This is a genomic window from Microbacterium sp., from assembly GCF_051953575.1.
Classification (GTDB): domain Bacteria; phylum Actinomycetota; class Actinomycetes; order Actinomycetales; family Microbacteriaceae; genus Microbacterium.
In genome coordinates this window covers 1-20,222 of the sequence record NZ_JBQCIP010000088.1, presented here as the reverse complement: position 1 = coordinate 20,222, position 20,222 = coordinate 1, and the positions used below count along the sequence as shown (strand labels likewise).

Here is a 20,222-nt window from a genome sequence, read left to right as displayed (position 1 = left end):
CACACGTGCTGCCGGCCGTGCTCGCAGCGCCGGCACGCGCCGCAGCCGAGCCTCGTGTCGCCGGTGACCCTTCGTCCGATCCAGGCCGGGGCGCCGCCGGCGCCGCCCGCCGCCCCCGGGCCCCGCCACTCGGGGCCGCAGCGCCCACGATGGGCGGGGCAGGGTGTCGGCGGGCGGCGCCGGCGCCGCCCCGGCCTGGATCGGACGAAGGGTCACCGGCGACACGATGCTCGGCTGCGGCGCGTGCCGGCGCTGCGAGCACGGCCGGCAGCACGTGTGCGAGCAGCGTCTGGAGCTCGGCATCCGCGGAGGCAAGGCGGGAGCGCTCGCCGAGAAGGTCGCGACGCCCGCCCGGTCGCTGCATCGGCTGCCCGACGCCGTCGACGACGCGATGGGTGCCCTCGTGGAACCGGGAGGCAACGCTTTCCGCGCCGTGCAGGGCGCGGGGCTGCAGCCGGGTGATCGCTGCCTGGTGCTCGGGCCCGGCACCATCGGCCTGCTGTGCGAGCTGTTCGCCCGGGCGGCGGGCGCCGAGGTGCACCTGCTCGCGCGGGATGCCGTCTCGGCGGCGTTCGCCCGTTCGCTCGGCTTCGACGACGTCTGGACCGAGGAGCGACTGCCCGCGTTGCCGTGGGACGCCGTGATCGAGGCATCCAACTCCCCGCTGCTGCCGGCGCGGGCGCTGGAGCTCGTCGAACCCGGCGGACGCGTGGTCTACATCGGCCTGGCCGGCACCCCCAGCCGCATCGACACGCGGGATCTCGCCCTCAAGGATGTGACGGCCGTCGGCGTCCTCAGCGCTTCACCGGGTCTGGCCGGAACGATAGACGCGTACGCGGCGGGGGTCGTCGACCCGCGGCCCCTCATCGCGGCGACCCTGACGCTGGACGACCTGCCCGCGATTCTCTCCGGCGTGCGGCCGCCCGCAGCCGGGCCGGGCCCCAAGTTCCACGTCGCGCTCTGAGACGCTGCCGGCGGTGCGGGCTCAGCCGAGCCCGCCGGTGAGGGCGAGGGCGCCCAGGGCGGTCGCCGTGACCAGCAGCGAGAGGATGCCGCCGAGCGCGAGCGGCCGCCAGCCGGCTCGCCGTATCGCCACGAGGTCGGTCGACAGGCCGATGCCCGCCAGCGCGGCCGCGATGAGGAGCGCGCTCGCCACAGCCATCACGGTATGTGCGGCGTCCGAGATCAGGCCGGCCGAGTTCGCGAGCACCATGAGGGTGAAGCCGACGATGAACCACGGGACGAGCGTGACGATGCGCCACGGCCGGCGCAGCAGGCCGGGCCCGGACTCACGGGGCTGACGCAGCGCGAGGCCCACGGCGATCGGCACGATCATGAGCGTGCGGACGAGCTTGACGACCACGGCGAACCCCAGCGCTCCGGCGCCGAAGGTCGTGGCCGCTGCGACCACCGAGCTGGTGTCGTTGATCGCGGTGCCGGCGAGCAGGCCGAACGTGTGCGCGTCGAGGCCGAGCGCGTGACCGAGGAGCGGGAAGGCGACGGCGGCGGCGATGTTGAACACGAAGATGGTCGAGACGGCGTACGCGATCTCACCGGTCGTGGCCGCGATCACGGGTGCGACGGCGGCGATCGCCGAGGCGCCGCAGATCCCGGTCCCGACGCCGATGAGCGTCCGCAGCCGCCCGTCGACCCGCATCCATCGGCCGACGGCCCACGCCGCGAGCAGGCACACCGTCAGCGTGCTGAGCATCACGGGCAGCGACTCGGCGCCGACGGCGACCACATCCTGCAGCGACAGGTGGGCTCCGAGCAGCACGATCGCGATCTGCAGCAGCCACTTGCCCGAGAACGCGATGCCGGGCTGCACGAGCCCGCCCGGCCGCCGGATCGCCGCGATGGCCACGCCGATCGCGATCGCCGGGATGGCGCTGCCGACCACGGGCGCGACGGTGCCGATGGCGAACGAGACACCGGCCATCAGCAGGCACAGCGCGATCCCCGGGACGAGGCGGACGATGCGGGGAGCGGTCGGATCGGGGCGGAACACCTTTCCACATTCGCTTTTCGCCACCTGCGCCGGTATCCCTCCCGACCGTGTAGGGGTACAGGCGTAGGCTGTAGCCGTGGGATATGTGCCCGACATCGAGGCTCTGCGCCTGCTGCGTGCCGTGTGCGAGCTCGGCTCGATCTCGGCCGCCGCGCGCGAACGCGGCGTGACCCAGCAGTCCGCGTCCGCCCGGCTGCGCGCGATGGAGCGCGCCCTCGGCCTGGAACTGCTGCTGCGCTCGCCGCAGGGCGTGACCGCCACCCCCGCCGGCGAGGTGTTCGTCGCGTGGGCCGACGAGCTGCTGCACGCGGCCGACCGGCTCGAGACGGGCATCGGACAGCTGCGCGGCGAGACCGGTCGCGAGCTCTCGGTCGCCGCGAGCCAGACCGTCGCGTCGCACCTCCTGCCGCGGTGGCTCGTCGCGCTGCGCGCCGCGCAGCTCGCGGCCGGCCATACGCCGACCGAGGTGCGCCTGCTCACCGCCAACAGCGCCGACACGTGCGCCCGCGTACGCGGAGGTGAGGCATCCCTCGGGTTCATCGAGAGCCCCGAACCGCTGACCGACCTGTCGAGCCGTGTCGTCGCGCGCGACGAGCTGGTCGTCGTCGTGGCGACGGATCACCCGTGGGCGGTGCGGGATGCCGTCCCCCTGGCCGACGTCGCCGGCACAGGTCTGGTCGCGCGCGAGCTCGGCAGCGGCACCCGGCGCAGCTGGGAGCTCACGGTCGGAGAGCGCCTCGGGCGCCCTCCCGCCGACCCGGCGGTCGTGCTCGCCAACAGCGCGGCGATCCGGTCGGCCGTGGCGAGCGGGCTGGCCCCCGCCGTGCTGTCGAGCCGCGTCGTCGCCGACGACCTGCGGCTCGGGCGATTGGCCCGGGTGCCGGTCGACACCGCACCGATCACGCGCCCGATCACCGCGATCTGGCGGGGCGCCGCGCGCGACCTGTCACCGGTGGCGCGCGACCTGCTGGAGGCCGCGCAGCTGTCGTGACCGATGCGGGCGGCCGCGCCTCGGGATTCCCGGCCCGTTCACAGCCGAATCGGCCCACGCTGAGGGGATGAGCGTCCTCTCGGAGAAACCGGGGCATGGCCCGCGCGTGGTCCGGCGGTGCGCCGTCGCCGCACGCCGGGTCGGATCGTGGCTGCGGTCGGTGTGGGATGCTCCCGAGCCGGTCCTGCCGGAGCTCGTCGAACAGCACTGCAGGGACGGCTCGCTGATCACGCGGTGAGTGAGACCACTGTCGCGATCGGTCACCGGATCAGGGTCACGGGGGCGGAACCCGGGGCAGACCCCGGCCAGTGACCGATGCCGAGCCGCGCGGGCTGCGTCAGGCGCGGATCCGCGCCACCTTGAGCGCGGGAGCCAGGCGCGGCCACTCCGTCTCGAGCCACGCCGAGACGAGTTCGGTGCGACGCTCGACCTCTCCGGCGGGGAAGGCGAGACCGCGCGTGGGGGTGGAGGCGCCGAGCTCGACCAGCAGCGGACGCAGCGCGTGCTCGACCGCGAGTGCGTGCGCCGGGCCCCCGATCGTGAGCAGCGGCACGGCCGTCACCCCCGAGAGCGCGCCTGCGCCGTACCGGTCGAGGAACGCCTTGAGAAGCCCCGTGTACGTGGCCTTGTAGGTCGGGCTCGCGACGACCAGCACATCGGCGGCGGCGACCTGGTCGAGCAGCGCCTCGACCGTCGCGTCCGGGAACCGGAACAGCCGGTCCGCGACATCGGCGAGGTCGATCGTGGGCCGCAGGTCCGCGCCGCTGCGGGCGGCGAGCTGGTGCCCGACCTCCTCGGCCACCAGGCGGGTGCGCGATGCGGGCTGGGGGTTTCCGACGAGGACGACGATCGACGACATGAGGCGTGCTCCTTGCGAGGCGGGCGAGGCGGGCGGGCGGGTCAGAACGCGGAGAGGTCGGCGCGCAGGCCGCCGCCCGTGTACTCGGAGCGGAGGATGCCGCGGCGACGCAGGATCGGCACCAGCTCGTCGAGCGTGCGATGGATCGTGACGGGGTGCAGGTCGCCCGAGAAGATGAGGCCGTCGTTGCCGGCATCCTCACCCAGCTCCTCGATGAGGTCGGCCAGCTCGTCGGCGGTGCCCACCGTGCCGCTGATCCCGTCGCCGATCCGTCCGAGCCGTGCCTTGCCGGCGAGGATCGCGCGCAGGGGCACGTCCGCGAAGCTGTCGAAGCGGCCGCGCAGGCCCTTGATGGTCCCTTGCGAGACATGGTCGCCGAAGATCGCGGGATCCAGTGGGCGGTCGAGGTCCAGTGCGGTGAGGTCGGTCTCGAGGTCGCTCGACCAGGCCTCGGCGACCTCGAGCAGAGTCGCATCGCTGGGCGTCTCGGATGCCTGCACGATGCGGTCGGCCTCCTCACGGCTCGCGGCGACGATGGGCTTGAACACGAACAGCGTCTTGATGTCGTCGGCGCTGCGCCCGGCGGCGACCGCCGCCTCGCGGACGCGTTCGCGATACGCCCGGATCGCGTCGACGTCGAGGTTCGAGAGCGCCAGCTGGATCTCGGAGTTGCGGCCCGCGAAGCCGATGCCGCGCGGCGAGCCGCCGGGGGACGCGACGATCGGGTCGCCGCTCTCGCCGGCGGGGCCCTGGGGCAGCGGCTCGGCATTGAGCGGCCCGTCGAACCAGTAGTACTCGCCGCGATGCTGCACCGCCCGGATCTTCGTGCCGTCGGCATAGATCTGCGTCCGCGGGTCGGCGATGAGGGCGTCGTCGTCCCAGCTGTGCCACAGCAGGCGCAGCGCGTCGAGCCACTCCTGCGCACGGTCGTACGCCGCGTCGTGGGGCAGGCGCTCCTGGCCGAAGTGGTGGGCGCTGCCGACGTCGGTGACGACGTTCAGGCCGACGCGCCCTCCGCTCAGGTGCTGCAGTGACGCGAACTGACGCGCCGCCTGATACGGATGCAGAGAGACGGGGTTCGCCGTCGGGATCACGCCGAGGTGCCGCGTCGCCGCGAAGAGGTACGGTGCGAGCGTCCAGGGGTCGTGCTTCGGCCCGCCGTACGCCTTGCGCACACGCAGGTTCAGCGTCTCGGGCGTGATGCCCACCGAGAGGGCGTCCTCGATGAGGACGAAGTCGAACCCCGCCTGCTCGAGCTCGCGCGCCGACTGCTGGTAGAGATCGGGGCGCTGCCACGCGTAGTTCCACTCGTGGTACGGGCGGGCCCAGCCGTGCGGCCCGAAGCCGCGTGAGAGGAACCAGCCGAAGTGCTGCGGACGGGTCATGACACTCCCAGGGTGCTCAGCAGGTCGGCGGCCGCGACGGCCGCGAAGGCGCGGTCGAGGTCGGCCACGAGGTCGTCGGGGTCTTCGAGGCCGATCGACAGTCGCAGCAGCCCGGGGCCGATGCCGCTGGCGGCGAGCTGCTCGTCGTCGCGCAGGACGTGCGTGGTGGTCCCGGGATGCAGCACCAGCGATCGCACGTCGCCGAGGTGCGTCATGCGGGTGAACAGGCGCAGCGCGTCGGTGAAGACCTGCGCCGCCTGGCGGCCGCCGCGGATCGTGACCGCGAAGACCGATCCCTGCCCGAGCGGCAGGTACCGCGCCGCGATCGCGTGGTGCGGGCTCGACGGCAGCCCGCTGTAGTCGACGCTCTCGACGCCGGGATGCCGTTCTAGCCACGTCGCCAGCTGCAGCGCGGTCGCCGACTGCCGGGCGACGCGGAGCGACAGGGTCTCGATGCCCTGGATGATGAGGAACGCGTTGAGCGGCGACGGCACCGGGCCGTACCGCATCGCGACGCGTCGGGCGAAGTCAAGGAACGCGGTCCGCGGAGAGCGCTCCGCGAACGTCAGGCCGTCGAGGCCGCTGTCGCGGGCCAGCTGCGGGTACGCGTCCGGGTGCTCGCCCCACGGGAACGTGCCGCCGTCGACGATCACGCCGCCGAGGACGGTGCCGTGGCCGGCCAGGAACTTGCTCGCCGAGTGGACCACGATGTCGGCGCCGTGCTCGAGCGGTCGCAGCAGGTACGGGGTGGCGAGCGTGTTGTCGACCACGAGCGGCACGCCGTGGCGGTGGGCCACCGCCGCGAGCGCCGCGACGTCGAGCACGTCGTTCTTGGGATTGGGGATCGACTCCGCGAACACGAGCCGGGTGTTGGGCCGGATGCCGGCATCCCACGCAGCGGCGTCGTTGGGGTCCTCGACGAAATCCACCGCGACGCCCTGGCGGGCAAGGTCGTCCCGCAGGAGCTCGCGCGTGCCCTCGTAGATGCTCGCCGAGGCCAGCACGTGGTCGCCGGCCGAGACGAGGGCCAGCACGGTGGTCGCCACCGCCGCCTGACCGCTGCCCAGCAGGAGCGCGCCGACGCCGGACTCGAGGTCGGCGATGCGCTGCTCGGCGGCGACGTTCGTGGGGTTGCCCACCCGCGTGTAGCTGAAGCCCTCGTCGGTGCCCGCGAACCGCGCGTGCGCCTGGTCGAAGTCGTCGAACTCGAACCCGGCAGTCAGGTAGATGGGCGTGGCGCGCGGTCGGTGCGGACCGGGGGAGCGGTCGCCGGCGTGCAGCTGGCGGGTGGCGAACCCGAGGCGGGCGTGGTCGTCGCGGGTCATGCCGTCACCCGTTCCGCGACGCGACGGGCCGGGCGCGCGAGGCCCAGGCGCTCGCGCAGCGTCGTCTCTTCGTACGCCGTCCGGGTGAGGCCCCGGCGCTGCAGCTCGGGCACGACGAGCTCGACGAACGACTCGAACCCGAGAGGCTGCGTGAGCGCCTGCACCACGAAGCCGTCGGCGGCCCCGGATTCGAAGCGCTCCTGCACGTCGTCGGCGATCGTCGTGGGCGTGCCGACCGTCACGGACTCCCAGAACGACTCCGCGTAGAGGTCGCGGGCGGTGAGCCGCTCGCCCGACAGCAGGCGCGCGAGACGACGGTTCGGCGACTTCGACTCGTTGGCGATGTCGGTGTCTGCGGCCGGGGTGATGGGCGCGTCGGGGTCGGCGGGCAGCGACTGCCCGATCGAGTGCGCGACGTCCTCGACGATGATGGCGTCGGGCGTCGACGCGAGGAGCTCGGCGGCGAGCTCCCGTGCCGCCGCCTCGGTCTCGGCGACCACCGGCCGCAGCTGGGGCAGGATCGCCACCTCGTCGGGCCCGCGCCCGTGCGCGACGACGCGCTCCTTGAGCCCGGCGTAGAAGCGCTGTGCCTCGGCCAGGGGGAGCGAGCGGGCGAAGACGGCATCGGCGGTGGCGGCGGCCAGCTCCTGGCCGGCCTCCGAGCCGCCCGCCTGGAACAGCACCGGGTAGCCCTGCGGCGGCCTCGACACGTTGAGCGGCCCGCGCACGGTGAAGTGCTCGCCCCGGTGGTCGGCGGCCGCCAGGCCGCCGGCATCCGCGAACAGTCCGCTCTCGCGATCGGCGAGGATGGCGTCGTCGGCCCAGCTGTCCCAGAGCTTGTGCACGACGTCGACGAACTCGGCGCCCCGCTCGTAGCGCAGCGAGTGGTCCAGGTGATCGTCGCCGCCGAAGTTGCGGGCCTCTTCGTCGTAGCGCGAGGTCACGAGGTTCCAGGCGGCGCGGCCGCGGCTGATGTGGTCGAGCGACGCGATGGCGCGGGCCACGTGGTACGGCTCGTTGTAGGTCGTCGAGACCGTCGCGGCCAGCCCGATCCGGCTGGTGCGGGCCGCGAGCGCCGACAGCAGGGTGAGCGGCTCGAGGCGGGTCTGCCCGTAGTGGTCGACGCCGGAGGGGAAGCGGTCCCAGAAGTACAGGCCGTCGGCCAGGAAGATGGTGTCGAACACGCCGCGCTCGGCGGTCTGGGCGAAGCGCGCGTAGTACTCGATGTCGACGTGGCGGTCGGGTTCGGCCGAGGCGTGACGCCAGCCCGACACGTGCGAGCCGCCGGGGTGGAACAGGAACGCTCCGAGGAGCAGTCGGCGGGTCATGCGGCGTACCTTCCTGCGGGGCGGGCGAGTCCGAGGTTCTCGCGCAGCGTGTCGCCGGCGTACTCGCGGGGGTAGACACCGGCGTCGGTGAGGCGCGGGACGATGTCGTCGACGAAGCGCACGAGGGTGTCGGGGAGCGTGGGAGCCATGAGGATGAAGCCGTCGGCCGCGCCGTTCTCGTAGCGCTCGACGAGGTGGGCGGCGAGGGTGTCGGGCGTGCCGACGGTGAAGCGGCGGCGCAGCACGTCCCAGGCCAGTTCGCGGATCGTGTACGGGCGCTGCGCGAGCAGCGCGGCGATGGACTGGTAGCCGGACTTCGACTGGTTGAACCCGTCGAGATCGAAGTCGAACGTGAAGGGCTCGTCGAGGTCGCGCTCGCCGAGATCGGCCCCGAGGTAGTGCGAGAGCAGGTCGATCTGCACCCGATCCGGCGTCAGCGCGGCCAGTTCGCGGAAGCGCTCCTCGGCATCGGCCTGGGTGTCGCCGATGATGGGCGAGAACCAGGGCAGCACCTTGAGGTCGTCGGCACCGCGGCCGGCGGCGACGGCGCGGCGCTTGTAGTCGTCGTACAGGCCCTGCGACGTCTCGAGCGATCCGCCGCCGAGGGTGAAGACGGCGTCGGCCGTGCGGCCGGCGAGGTCGCGTCCGGCTTCGGACGCCCCGGCCTGGAAGAGGGGAGGATGCCCCTGCACGGGGCGCGGGATGTTGAGGGGTCCGCGCACGGCGAAGTGGTCGCCGCGGTGGTCGAGCACGTGCAGCTTGGTGCGGTCGGCGTAGTAGCCGGTCTCTTTGTCGAAGAGGAACGCGTCGTCGTCCCACCCGTCCCACAGCCCGTTGACCACGTCGACGAACTCTGCGCCGCGGCGGTAGCGCAGCCCGTGCTCGAGGTGCGCGTCGCGGCCGAAGTTGCGCGCCTCTTCGTCGCTCGCGCTCGTGACCAGATTCCAGGCGGCGCGGCCGCCGCTGATGTGGTCGAGCGAGGCGAGCTTGCGGGCCACGTGGTACGGCTCGTTGTAGGTGGTCGACACGGTGGCCGCCAGGCCGATCCGGCTCGTCACCTGCGACAGTGCGCTCAGCAGCGTGAAGGGCTCCAGCCGCACGTTGACGCCGTGGTCGATGCCGGAACGGAAGCGGTCCCACACGTACAGCTCGTCGGCCAGGAACAGCGTGGCGAACCGCCCCGCCTCGGCGGTCTGCGCGAAGCGGGTGTAGTAGTCGAGATCCAGATACGCATGCGGTTCCGAGCCTGGTGCGCGCCAGCCGGTGATGTGCTCGCCGCCCGGGTAGAAGATGCCCGCCGCGAAGACGAGCGGCGCGCGGCTCACGCCGCCACCGCCGCGCGGTCGGCCGAGGCCAGCTCGGGGGCGACCTCTGCGGTGAACAGGGCGAGCGCCTGCTTCTGCTCCTCGACGTCGCGGTACAGCCCGTCGAGCTGCAGCTGCACGTGCGTCGTGTAGGCGAAGGCCGGGTGCTGCGCGATGGATGCCGCGATATCGGCCGCCGTGCCGTAGTGCAGGTTGAGGCGCTCGGCGACCTCGGCGGTGCTGTCGGCGGCGGGCAGGAAGTCCTTCGCCCACTCCCACTTGGCGAGCAGGCCCGCCTCGGCGCGGCGCAGCGCGTCCTCGCGCGAGCGCCCGGGGAAGATCCAGGTCGACAGGCCCAGGCGCGGGGTGACGCCCTCGCGGAGTCCGCGGTGGTAGGCGGCGGCCGAGACCTCGCCCGGCACGACCTGCGTGGTGCCGATCAGGACGCCCTCGCCGCGCCGGCCGGTCTCGAACGCACTGTGCTCGGTGAGCGTCGCGTGCCAGATGCGCTCGGCGAGCGCCGGGCGGGACGGAGCGATGACCTCGCCGTCGGGCGAGACGGGCTCGCCCCGCAGCGCGGCGGCGACCCGGTCCACGGCCTCGAGGTAGGCACGACGGCTCTGCTCGCGGTCGTCGATGCGGGTCACCCCGAGGGCTGCGGCGGCCTGCGGCTGCCCGCCGTTCGCCAGGCCCAGCTCGACGCGTCCGCTGCTGAGGGCGTCGAGCACGGCGGCGTCCTCCGCGACGCGCAGCTCGCGCTCCAGCGGAAGCGTGATGGCGGCGGTGCCGAGCCGCAGGGTGGTGGTGCGCGCGGCCAGCACGCCGAGGAATACGAAGGGCGACGGCAGACCGCCGAGGCGTCCCGCGTCGGGCTTGGCGAGGTGGAACTGCCGCACCCACGCCGACTCGACCCCGACCGACTCCGAGTACTCGAAGAGGTCGAGGTAGTCGAGATACGTCTGCTCGACGGTGCCGCGGTGCTCGGCGAGGTGCGCGAACAGACCCACGTGCAGCGGCGGACGCGTCTGCAGCGGCGTGCGCACCGGGGGCGCGATGTCGGGGTGAGGCATGCGGTCACGCTAGGCGCGGTCCGTGCGCCCGCCGCGCGCACGATGTCACGCGACGGCATGCGTCGTCATACGCGGTCATCTGCGTTCATCGACGGCAACTCCCGCACGGAACGCGCGTCCGCGGGGCTTTCATGGGGGCGTCGAACCGCCGCCTTCAGGAGGAACCGTGTCTGTGACCACTCCGAGCAGTCCCCCCGTCGCGCGCTCAGAGCGTGTCGAGCCCCGCACCGGCGAGGGTCTCGCCCGTCGAGAGCCGGTGCACGCCTCCACCTGGACGTGGGAGCCCAGCGAACGCTGGGTGCGCGGCTGGGTCGGCGACCTCGCGGTCGTGGACTCGCGCCGTCCCGTGCTGGTGTGGGAGCCCGGTGCGAAGGTGCCCGAGTACGGCTACCCGCTGGACGACGTCCGCCGCGACCTGCTCGTCCCCGGCGAGCCGCCCGCCGCGGCGTACTACCGGCCGCGGATCCCGGCCCGGCAGTGGTTCGACCTCGTCGTCGGGGATCGGCGCATCGAGGCCGCCGCCTGGACGTGGGACGTCGACGCGCTCGACGGCTTCATCGCCTTCGCCTGGTTCCCCGGCGTGCTCGACCGGTGGACGGAAGAGGAGGAGCGTGTGTTCGCGCACCCGCGCGACCCCCGCAACCGCGTCGACACGCTGCCGTCCACCCGACGGATCGTGGTGCGCGACGGCGAACGGGTCATCGCCGACTCGACGGCATCCGTCATCGTCTACGAGACCGGCCTCGTACCCCGCTACTACCTGCCCCGCGAAGACATCGACTGGTCGGCGCTGCGCGAGATCAGCCGCTGGAGCGAGTGCCCCTACAAGGGAGAGGCGACCGAGTACTGGGCAGCCGCGGACCGCCCCGAACGCGAGATCGCCTGGTCGTACCCCGCGCCGCTCCCGGCCGTGGCGCCCATCGCCGGCCGCATCGCTTTCTACTCCGAGCGCGTGACGGTCGAGGTCGACGGCATCCCCGTCGGCTCTGCGTGACGCCGCGTGACAGATCGTGACCGAGGGTGTCGCGCCGCGTCCCGCGCCGTTTGGCGACGCCGCGACACGCGGGCCACGATCGCTCACCACAGCCTGCGCCACGCCCGCCGTGCCGCACCCCGTCCCGCCCGAGAGGAACACCATGGCCCCTTCGCTCCACCCCCGACGCCCACTGCGCGCGGCGATCGCCGCGCTCGCCGTGGGTGCGCTCGCCCTCAGCCTGACCGCGTGCGCCACCGGCACGGCCGGCGGCAGCTCGTCCGGCGCGGCATCCGATGACGTCTATCGTCTGCCGATCACGGACCCGGGCAGCGAGATCGACCCGCTGACGGTCGCGGACTACAACGCTCAGATCATCTCGGGCCTGGTCACCGAGCCGCTCATCAGCCTTGACGCCGCGGGCGACCTGAATCCGCGTCTGGCCACCGACTGGGCCGCGTCCGACGACGGCCTGACGTGGACCGTGACGCTGCGCGACGGCGCGGTGTTCAACGACGGCACCCCCGTCACCTCCGCGGACGTGGTGGCGACCTTCCAGGCCATCACCGGCGAAGACAGCCAGTCGCCGGGGCGCAGCGCCTTCGACGGCATCCTCGACTCGGTCGCCGCCGACGGCGACGAGACGGTCGTGTTCACCCTCGTGCGTCCGTTCTCGGACTTCCCGCTGCTGCTCACCGGCACGAACACCGGCATCCTCCCCGCCGACTACAAGCCGGGCACGTGGCTCGACGACCCGGTCGGGGCGGGCCAGTTCCTGCTGAAGGACTACACGGTGGGCAAGGGGGCGACCTACGTCAAGAACCCCGAGTACTGGAACGCCGACGCGATCAAGCTCGACGGCGTCGAGCTGAAGGTCTACGGCGACACGCAGGCGACGCTGCTCGCCTTCCAGGCCGGCGAGATCGACCGCATCGGGCTGACCTCCGACGTGGCGGCCACCGTCGACGCGTCGAAGTACAACACGATCTCGTCGGGCTACAACAAGATCGACGGCATCTTCCTCGACGTCACCGCGGCGCCCTTCGACGACCCGACCGCGCGCGAGGCGTTCGCGTGGGCGATCGACCGGCAGGGCCTCGTCGACGACGTGTACCAGGGCAACGCCGACATCGCGGACGACGTCACGTTCTTCCCGGACTACGAACCGCAGCCCGCCGGGCTCGAGCAGCGCGAGCAGGACCTCGACAAGGTCGCGGAGCTGCTGGACGGACGCACACTGTCGTTCACGATCACGACCGACAACCAGCTGTTCGGCGAAGTGCTGCAGCAGCAGCTCAACGCGGTGCCGGGCTTCGACGTCGACCTCGACGTGCTGACCGGCGAGCAGTACTACGCCGAGGGTGACGACACCCCCTGGCTGACCGCGGGCGTCACCGTCACCAACTGGGCCAAGCGCGTGCCCTCGCAGTACGTGTCGCTGATCTACGCGGCCGGCTCGTCGTGGAACGCGTCGCACTACTCCAACCCCGAGCTGGAGGACCTGACCGGGCAGTTCGACGCCACCACCGATCCGGCCCAGCGCCAGCAGCTCGCCGACCGGATCGCCGAGATCCAGTGGACCGACCTGCCCGTCATCGTGCCGGCCTTCTCGAAGGCGCAGTCGCTGCAGGACAAGCGCGTCAAGGGCGAGTTCGCCGGTGCGCTGGACTTCTACACCGGCTACGACTTCTCCGGCATCTCGATCGAGGAGTGACGCATGACCGCCGGCCTCCGTCTCGGGAGCGGACCCCGCCTCGGGCGGGGGCCGGCGGTGCTGCGCGCCCGTCACCGCGGGATCAGGCGGCTCGTGGCGCAGCGGGCGGTGCAGATCCCGGCCGTGCTGCTGGTCGTGTCGGTGCTCGTGTTCTGGCTCATCCAGGTCGTGCCCGGCGATCCCGGCCGCAACGCCCTCGGGCAGTACGCGACCGCGGAGCAGGTGCAGCAGTGGAATGCCGCCCACGGCCTCGACGGCGGTCTCGTCGACCGCTACCTGTCGTGGCTGGGCGGTTTCGTCACCGGGCAGTGGGGCACGAGCCTCGTCTACGGCGAGCCGGTCGCGCCGCTCGTGCTGGAGCGCCTGGGCAACTCCGTGCTGCTGGGGCTGTACGCCTTCGTGATCCTCGTGCCCCTGGCGATCGGGATCGGCGCATGGCAAGCCCGCCGAGAGGGGTCGCGCACGGATCGCGCCGCCACCGTCGGGCTCATGTCGCTGGCGTCGGTGCCGGAGTTCGTGGTCGGCGTGCTGCTGCTCATCGTGTTCGCGCTGATCTTCCCGGTGCTGCCGATCCAGTCCGGCGACGCGGTCGGCGCCGGGTTCTTCCCTCAACTGCGGGCGATGACCCTGCCGGCGGTGACGCTCGCGCTCGGGTACGTCTCGGTGCTCGCGCGCATGACCCGCACCGGGGTGGTCGAGGCGACGGGGTCGCAGTTCTTTCGCACCGCGGTGATCAAGGGGCTCCACGGCGGGGCCCTGTTCCGCCGCCACGTGGCGCGCAACGCCCTCATCCCGACCATCTCGCTGATCGGCGTGTACCTGGGCGCGCTGCTCGGCGGCAGCGCGGTCGTCGAGACCCTGTTCGGCTATCCCGGACTCGGCGAGCTGCTGGTGACGGCCACGCAGAAGAAGGACGTGTTCATCCTCGCCGCCGGCGTCATGGTGACGGGGCTCATCTCGCTGTGCGCGCTGCTGGTCACCGACATCGCGTTCACGATCGTCGACCCGCGCGTGCGCTTCACGGAAGGGGAGTGAGATGGCGGCGGACGTGCTGCTCGAAGGCCGCGTGGACCTCGTGACTGCGGCGGATGCCGCATCCCCCCGCGCCCGCGGGGCGTGGGCCGCCCTGCTGAGGCGCCCGACGTTCACCCTCTCGGCCGTCGTCATCGCGTGGTGGGTGTTCGTCGCGATCGCCTGGCGCTGGTTCGGGCTGGACCCGTTCGGCGACACCGGCGCGAAGCTCGCGCCGCCGAGCCCCGAGCACTGGTTCGGCACCGACCGCATCGGGCGCGACGTGTTCGCGCGCGTCCTGGCCGGGGCAGAGTCGGCGCTGCTCATCGGACCGCTCGGCACGCTCATCGCCACCGTCCTCGGGACGGTGCTCGGCCTGGTCGCCGGATACCGGAGGGGATGGGTCGACCAGCTGTTCATGCGCACGTTCGACGTGTTCCTGGCGCTCCCGACGCTCATCTTCCTGCTTGTGATCGTCGGCGCCTTCGGCAGCAGTCCGCTCGTGCTGGCGGCCGCCATCGGGGTGCTGTTCGCGCCGGGCATCGCCCGCATCATCCGCGCCGAGGTGCTCGTCGAGATGGGCAAGGACTACGTCACCAGCGCCCAGCTGCAGGGCGAGCGCGCGGGGTGGATCCTCTCGCGGGAGCTGCTGCCCAACGTGTGGCCGCAGGTCGCGGTGCAGGCGGCGCTCAGCATCGGCGGCGCGGTGTTCGTGGCATCCTCGCTGTCGTTCCTCGGCCTCGCGGCCGCACCGCCGTCGCCGGACTGGGGGCTCGCCGTCAACGAGAACCGCGCGTACCTGCAGGGGGCGTGGTGGACGCTCGTGTTCCCGACCCTCGCGATCGCGTCGCTCGTCGTCTCGGTCAACCTGGTCGCCGACAACCTCAAGGAGGTGCTGCGCGGATGACCGGACTCGTCTCGGTGCGCGGGCTCACGATCGAGCACCGCGTCGACGGCGGGCTCCGCACCGCCGTGCACGGCGTGGACCTCGACATCGCCGAGGGCGAGGCCCACGGGCTCGTCGGCGAATCGGGCTCCGGCAAGAGCACGATCGCGCTCGCGCTCACCCGCTTCCTCCCCAAGGGGGCGCGGGTGCGGGCCGATCAGCTCCGGGTCGCGGGGCGCGACGTGCTCGCACTCGACACCCCTGCGCTGCGCCGCTACCGCCGCGACGACATCGGCGTCGTGTACCAGGAGCCGTCGCGGGCGCTGAACCCGACGGCATCCGTCGGCGCGCAGGTCGCCGAGGCGCACCGTCTGCGAGGACTGGACAGGCCCGCGGCGCGCGCGGCGACGCACGAGTCGCTCGCCGAGGTGGGACTGCACGACCCGGACCGGCTCGCCGCGCGCTACCCGCACGAGCTGTCGGGCGGCCAGCAGCAGCGGGTGATGATCGCGATGGCGCTCGCCGCGCGGCCGCGCCTGCTGATCCTCGACGAGCCGACCACAGGCCTCGACAGCCGGGTGCAGGCCGAGGTGCTCGCTCTCATCGGCCGCCTGCAGCGGCGGCTGGGGTTCGCGAGTCTGCTGATCAGCCACGACCTGCCGCTGGTCGCCGCGCACAGCGACCGCGTCGGCGTGCTCGAGCACGGCAGACTGCTCGAGACGACGTCGTCGGCCCGGCTCGTCGCCGCACCGACGCACGACTACACGCGGCGCCTGGTGTCGGCGATCCCCGCGTTCGACGGCGCGGTGCGCGAGCCGGTGGATGCCGCGGCCCCGCCGCTCCTCGTCGCGAGCGGCCTGCGCAAGCAGTACTCCGGCCATGTCGCCCTCGACGGCGTCGACCTGCACATCGGGCGCGGCGAGACCCTCGGCATCGTCGGCGAGTCGGGGAGCGGCAAGACGACCCTCGGCCGCGTCGTGGCCGGGCTCACGTCGTTCGACGGCGACCTCCAACTCGATGCGCCCCTCGCGCCGCCGCCCGTGCAGATGGTGTTCCAGAGCCCGGACGCATCGCTCAATCCGCGCCGCACGGTGCGCCAGACCCTGCGGCGGGCGATCGCGCTGCTGCACGGCGACGGGACCCCCGAGGAGCTGGTGGCGCAGACCGGACTGCCGGCCGAGACGCTCGACAAGCTGCCGCATCAGCTGTCGGGCGGACAGAAGCAGCGGGTCGCGATCGCCCGCGCGTTCGCCGGCCGGTCGCCGCTCATCGTGTGCGACGAGCCGACCTCGGCGCTGGACGTGACGGTGCAGGCGACCGTCATCGATCTGCTCGTCGACCTGCAGCAGCGCACGGGTGTCTCGTACCTGTTCATCTCGCACGATCTCGCGGTGGTCCGCCGCATCTCGCACCGCGTGGCCGTCATGCAGCACGGTCGCCTGGTCGAGACGGCGCCCGCGTCAGAGATCTTCGGCGCGGCGCGGCATGCCTACACGCGGAGCCTCATCGCCGCCGCCAGGCACGGCAGCCGCGACCTGTCCGCGACGGCGGCGACCTGACCGATCCTCGGATTCCCTGCCCGTTCACAGAGGTCGGGAGCAGGCTGGAGTGGTGAGCGTCTCACCGGAGAGGTTCGGGCCGGGCCCGGTCGGCGCCGCCGAAGCGCCGGTGGCGGACCGGACGCCGGCGGCGACTGCTGCGCGCGTGCGGGTGGCAGCGTCGCATGAAGCGCCCGGCGTCGACCCCCTCCGGCTGGGACGCGCCGCCGCCATCGTCGGGGTCTTCGCGGCGCTCGTGAGCATGACCGGCTCCTGGATCCCTTCCCTGTGGGGCGACGAGGCGGCCAGCGTGCTGTCGGCCACGCGGCCGTTGGACGGTCTGCTGTCGATGCTGACCCGCATCGACGCCGTGCACGGCGCGTACTACCTGGGGCTGCACGAGTGGGTGCGGCTGTTCGGGGCGAGTCCGTTCGCCGTGCGCCTGCCCTCGGCACTGGCCGTCGGCGTGTGCGCGGCGGCCGTCACGTGGCTGTGCGGCAGGCTCTCCGGGGCCGGACGCCCCGCGTCGATCCGGTTCGCCGTGCTCGCGGGCGCGATCACGGCGGTGCTGCCGCGCCTCACCTACGCCGGTGAAGAGGCGCGCGGTTACGCGTTCGCGGCCGCCCTCGCGACGCTGCTGTGGGTCGTGGTCGTCGAGACCCTTCGGCGAGGGATGCCGTCACGCCGCGGCTGGGCCGTCTACGCGGTCGTGCTCGCCGTCGGCGTGTACGTCTTCCTCTACGTCGCGCTCCTCGCCGTCGCGGTCGGCGTCGTGCTGGCGACGGACCGCGACCGCCGCCGGCACCTGCGGCACTGGGCGGTCGCCTCGGGCGCCGCCGCGCTCGCGGTCGCCCCCCTCGTCGTGCTCGGACAGCTCCAGCGGCACCAGATCGCCTTCCTCGCCCACCGGGACACGGCGAGGCTCGACACCGTCCTGGTCAAGATGTGGTTCGGGGCGTGGCCGTTCGCCGTCGTCGCGTGGGTGCTCATCGGCCTCGCCGCAGCACTCTGGCTCCGCGGCCTGGTGCGCCGGCCGCACGCGGCGCCGCGGCTCGACCTCGAGACGGTCGCCCTCGCCTGGCTCGTCATCCCGACCGGCGTGCTGCTGCTCGCGAATGCCGTGATCGCCGACTACACCCCGAGGTACGGCACGTTCGCCGCCCCGGCCGCCGCGATCCTCATGGCTCTCGGCGTGCGCCGGCTGGACGGCATCCACTTCTCGAAACGGATGCCGGGGACCCTCGTCGCAGGGATCGCGCTGGTGGCGGTGCTCGTCGCGGCGGCGCCGGTGTACGTCGGGCAGCGCACCGAGCATGCGAAGAACCAGTCGGACTGGAACGACATCGCCGCGACCGTGCAGCACGCCGCGCGGGAGGGCGACGCGATCGTCTTCGACGCGTCGGTGCGGCCGTCGCGGCGGCCCCGGCTCGCGCTCGACACGCGACCCGCCGCTTTCGCGGGCCTCAACGACGTGCTGCTGAAGACCCCGTACACCGAGAGCGCGACGTGGCACGCGACCACCTACGGCATCCCCGAGGCCGCCGCCCGCGGCCGGTTCCTGGGGGTGACGCGGGTCTGGCTCGTCGAGTACGAGAACGACGCCCCCGACACGTGGGGCGTCGCCGACCTCGAGGCGCTGGGGTTCCGGGTCGCGGAACACATCGATCTGCACCGCAGCGACGTGTACCTGCTGACCCGCTGAGGCGCCGCGGTCCAAGCCACCGACCACGCGGCCGGCGTCGTGCGCGCACGGCTGTCAGCCGCGGCTGCGGCGGTATGCCCGCGGCGTGGTTCCCAAAAAAGGTCGGATCATTCGGTAGCGGAATCGAGATCGACCACATAATATTACGACGTAAAGTAAATCCCCGGAGGATCCAGATGAAGCTCAGTGCCGAGCAAGCACCACCCCTCGAGGCGGTGATCGAGCAGCCGCGCCGCGTGACGAACCGCAGTCGATTCGCCCGCAGCCTGCGGCGCTACTGGCAGCTGTACCTGCTCCTGCTGCTGCCGGTCGTGTGGTTCATCGTGTTCCGCTACGTGCCGATGGCGAACGCGGTCATCGCGTTCAAGAACTACAACCCGATCGACGGCGTGTGGGGCAGTCCGTGGGTGGGCTTCGACAACTTCGAGCGCCTGTTCCGCAACCCGGTGTTCCCGCGACTGGTCGGCAACACGTTCATCCTCGCCCTGTACACCCTGATCGCGAGCCTTCCGCTGCCGATCATCCTCGCCCTCGCCCTCAACGAGGTGCGGCTGCGCTTCTTCAAGCGCACGGTGCAGCTCGTGACGTACGCGCCGTACTTCATCTCGACCGTCGTGATCGTGTCGATGACGATCCTGCTGCTCTCGCCCAGGGTCGGACTGCTGGGGCGCACCTTCAGCTTCTTCGGCTCCGGCCAGGTCGACCTGCTCGCCAACGCCGACTTCTTCCGGCACATCTACGTGGCCACAGACCTGTGGACCACGACCGGGTACTCGGCGGTCATCTACCTCGCCGCGCTCGCCTCGGTCGATGTCTCGCTGTACGAGGCGGCGAAGATCGACGGCGCCTCGCGGCTGCAGAAGATCCGTCACGTCGACCTGCCGGCGCTCATGCCGACCGCCACCATCATCCTCATCCTGGGCGTCGGCAACATCATGGCGATCGGGTTCGAGAAGGCGTTCCTGCTGCAGAACCCCCTGAACCTCTCCACGTCCGAGATCATCCCGACCTACGTGTACAAGACCGGCATCCTCAACGCGAACTTCAGCCTCGGCGCCACGATCGGCCTCTTCAACGCGGTCATCAGTCTCGTGCTGCTGCTGGTCGTCAACACCGTGTCCAAGCGCGTCACAGGAAATGGGCTGTGGTGATGAGCACCGTCATCAAGAACGAGGCGTTCCTCGCCGAAGAGGCCGCGACGGCCGCCGTCATCGTCCCCGGTCGCAACCGCAACCGCCGGCGCTCGCCGTACCAGAGCGTCAAGGTCAAAGAGACCCGCGCCGACCGCGCGTTCGTCATCGCGGCGTACGTCCTGCTGACGATCTTCCTGCTGGTGGTCCTCCTGCCGCTGCTCAACATCGTGGCCAGCTCGCTGTCGAGCCCGCGCGCGGTCTCTTCGGGGCAGGTGCTGTTCTGGCCCGTCGACCTCACGTTCCTCGGCTATCAGGAGGCCCTCGGCAACCCCGCGATCCTGCGCGGCTTCGCCAACTCGGTGTTCTACACCGTCGTGGGCACGCTCATCAGCGTCGTCGGGACCGTCGCGATCGCCTACCCCCTGTCGCGTCAGAACCTGTTCGGCCGCAAAGTGCTCACCGGTGCCGTCGTCTTCACGATGCTCTTCAGCGGCGGCGTGATCCCGATGTATCTCGTCGTGCAGTCCCTCGGGCTGCTCGACACCCGCTGGTCGATGCTGCTTCCCAACGCGATCGGCGTGTGGCAGGTCATCATCGCGATGGTCTTCTTCCGCTCGTCGATCCCCGACGAGGTCTACGAGGCCGCCCAGCTGGACGGCGCGAGCGAGCTGCGCATCCTCTGGACGATCGTGCTGCCGCTGGCGAAGCCCCTCATCGCGGTCATCGCCCTGATGTACGCGATCATGCAGTGGAACTCGTACTTCGACGCCCTGCTGTACCTCCGCAACGCCGACCTCCAGCCGCTGCAGCTCGTGCTGCGCGGGCTCCTGGTCCTCAATGACGGCGGCGGCGGCGGGAACGTGGCCGAACAGCTGCGCCGGCGCGAACTCGCCGACCTGCTGCGGTACTCGACGGTGGTCATCGCCACGGTGCCGATGCTCGTCGTCTACCCGTTCGTCGCCAAGTACTTCAACAAGGGGATCATGGTCGGCGCC

General features: G+C 72.1%; 18 protein-coding genes. 11 read left to right on the top strand and 7 right to left on the bottom strand.

Annotated elements, in window-relative coordinates; translation table 11 throughout:
- Nucleotides 1–163 precede the first annotated feature (163 nt).
- The gene (locus ACTHNQ_RS06285; RefSeq protein ID WP_440332066.1) at nt 164–964 is read left to right on the top strand and encodes a zinc-dependent alcohol dehydrogenase; all 801 of its coding nucleotides are present in this window, start codon (nt 164–166) and stop codon (nt 962–964) included.
- 21 nt (nt 965–985) lie between these two features.
- On the opposite strand, the gene ACTHNQ_RS06280 is transcribed toward ACTHNQ_RS06285, so the two are convergent.
- Nucleotides 986–2,008 carry a YeiH family protein gene (locus tag ACTHNQ_RS06280; protein ID WP_440332064.1) on the bottom strand — a complete coding sequence of 341 codons (1,023 nt, stop codon included), beginning with the start codon at nt 2,006–2,008 and terminating at the stop codon, nt 986–988.
- 76 nt (nt 2,009–2,084) lie between these two features.
- Between ACTHNQ_RS06280 and ACTHNQ_RS06275 the strand changes: the two genes are divergently transcribed.
- Together ACTHNQ_RS06275 and ACTHNQ_RS06270 are read left to right on the top strand one after the other, a co-directional pair.
- Nucleotides 2,085–2,999 carry a LysR family transcriptional regulator gene (locus ACTHNQ_RS06275; RefSeq protein ID WP_018170211.1) on the top strand — a complete coding sequence of 305 codons (915 nt, stop codon included), beginning with the start codon at nt 2,085–2,087 and terminating at the stop codon, nt 2,997–2,999.
- Nucleotides 3,000–3,066: 67 nt separating this feature from the next.
- Nucleotides 3,067–3,237, top strand: a complete 171-nt coding sequence (locus ACTHNQ_RS06270) for a hypothetical protein (protein WP_440332062.1) — start codon at nt 3,067–3,069, stop codon at nt 3,235–3,237.
- Nucleotides 3,238–3,336: 99 nt separating this feature from the next.
- Here the strand turns inward: ACTHNQ_RS06270 and ACTHNQ_RS06265 are convergent, their stop codons facing one another.
- Genes ACTHNQ_RS06265 through ACTHNQ_RS06240 form a run of 6 tightly spaced genes read right to left on the bottom strand, consistent with a single transcriptional unit; the run spans nt 3,337 to nt 10,270 of the window.
- Nucleotides 3,337–3,858, bottom strand: coding sequence for an NAD(P)H-dependent oxidoreductase (locus tag ACTHNQ_RS06265; protein WP_440332060.1), 522 nt, complete (start codon nt 3,856–3,858; stop codon nt 3,337–3,339).
- 41 nt (nt 3,859–3,899) lie between these two features.
- Nucleotides 3,900–5,243: an NtaA/DmoA family FMN-dependent monooxygenase gene (locus ACTHNQ_RS06260; RefSeq protein WP_440332058.1), complete on the bottom strand. Its 1,344-nt coding sequence runs from the start codon at nt 5,241–5,243 to the stop codon at nt 3,900–3,902.
- A complete protein-coding gene (locus tag ACTHNQ_RS06255; protein ID WP_440332056.1) occupies nt 5,240–6,568 on the bottom strand; it encodes an O-acetylhomoserine aminocarboxypropyltransferase/cysteine synthase family protein in 1,329 nt (442 codons plus the stop codon). Before ACTHNQ_RS06255 ends, ACTHNQ_RS06260 begins: the two co-directional genes overlap by 4 nt.
- A complete protein-coding gene (locus ACTHNQ_RS06250; protein ID WP_440332054.1) occupies nt 6,565–7,896 on the bottom strand; it encodes an NtaA/DmoA family FMN-dependent monooxygenase in 1,332 nt (443 codons plus the stop codon). The genes ACTHNQ_RS06255 and ACTHNQ_RS06250 overlap by 4 nt, the downstream gene beginning before the upstream one ends.
- Nucleotides 7,893–9,221: an LLM class flavin-dependent oxidoreductase gene (locus tag ACTHNQ_RS06245; RefSeq protein WP_440332052.1), complete on the bottom strand. Its 1,329-nt coding sequence runs from the start codon at nt 9,219–9,221 to the stop codon at nt 7,893–7,895. The genes ACTHNQ_RS06250 and ACTHNQ_RS06245 overlap by 4 nt, the downstream gene beginning before the upstream one ends.
- Complete coding sequence (locus ACTHNQ_RS06240) at nt 9,218–10,270, bottom strand: LLM class flavin-dependent oxidoreductase (protein WP_440332050.1); 1,053 nt, start codon at nt 10,268–10,270, stop codon at nt 9,218–9,220. The genes ACTHNQ_RS06245 and ACTHNQ_RS06240 overlap by 4 nt, the downstream gene beginning before the upstream one ends.
- A 172-nt stretch (nt 10,271–10,442) precedes the next feature.
- Here ACTHNQ_RS06240 and ACTHNQ_RS06235 point away from each other — a divergent pair, with 172 nt between their 5' ends.
- The 8 genes from ACTHNQ_RS06235 to ACTHNQ_RS06200 all read left to right on the top strand — a co-directional run.
- A complete protein-coding gene (locus tag ACTHNQ_RS06235; RefSeq protein WP_440332048.1) occupies nt 10,443–11,264 on the top strand; it encodes a DUF427 domain-containing protein in 822 nt (273 codons plus the stop codon).
- Between the two features lie 142 nt (nt 11,265–11,406).
- Nucleotides 11,407–12,957 (top strand): ABC transporter substrate-binding protein, encoded by a 1,551-nt coding sequence (locus tag ACTHNQ_RS06230; RefSeq protein WP_440332046.1) that lies wholly within the window; start codon nt 11,407–11,409, stop codon nt 12,955–12,957.
- A gap of 3 nt (nt 12,958–12,960) precedes the next feature.
- On the top strand, nt 12,961–13,992 hold the full coding sequence (locus tag ACTHNQ_RS06225) for an ABC transporter permease (protein WP_440332044.1): 1,032 nt from the start codon (nt 12,961–12,963) through the stop codon (nt 13,990–13,992).
- A 1-nt stretch (nt 13,993) separates the two neighbouring features.
- Nucleotides 13,994–14,875, top strand: a complete 882-nt coding sequence (locus ACTHNQ_RS06220) for an ABC transporter permease (protein ID WP_018170200.1) — start codon at nt 13,994–13,996, stop codon at nt 14,873–14,875.
- Nucleotides 14,872–16,413, top strand: coding sequence for an ATP-binding cassette domain-containing protein (locus tag ACTHNQ_RS06215; protein ID WP_440332042.1), 1,542 nt, complete (start codon nt 14,872–14,874; stop codon nt 16,411–16,413). Before ACTHNQ_RS06220 ends, ACTHNQ_RS06215 begins: the two co-directional genes overlap by 4 nt.
- A gap of 52 nt (nt 16,414–16,465) precedes the next feature.
- Nucleotides 16,466–18,094 (top strand): glycosyltransferase family 39 protein, encoded by a 1,629-nt coding sequence (locus ACTHNQ_RS06210; protein WP_440332040.1) that lies wholly within the window; start codon nt 16,466–16,468, stop codon nt 18,092–18,094.
- A gap of 176 nt (nt 18,095–18,270) precedes the next feature.
- On the top strand, nt 18,271–19,245 hold the full coding sequence (locus ACTHNQ_RS06205) for an ABC transporter permease (RefSeq protein ID WP_440332038.1): 975 nt from the start codon (nt 18,271–18,273) through the stop codon (nt 19,243–19,245).
- Nucleotides 19,245–20,222, top strand: a 978-nt coding sequence (locus tag ACTHNQ_RS06200; RefSeq protein ID WP_440332037.1) for a carbohydrate ABC transporter permease, incomplete at its 3' end; no start/stop codon positions are given. The genes ACTHNQ_RS06205 and ACTHNQ_RS06200, both read left to right, overlap by 1 nt.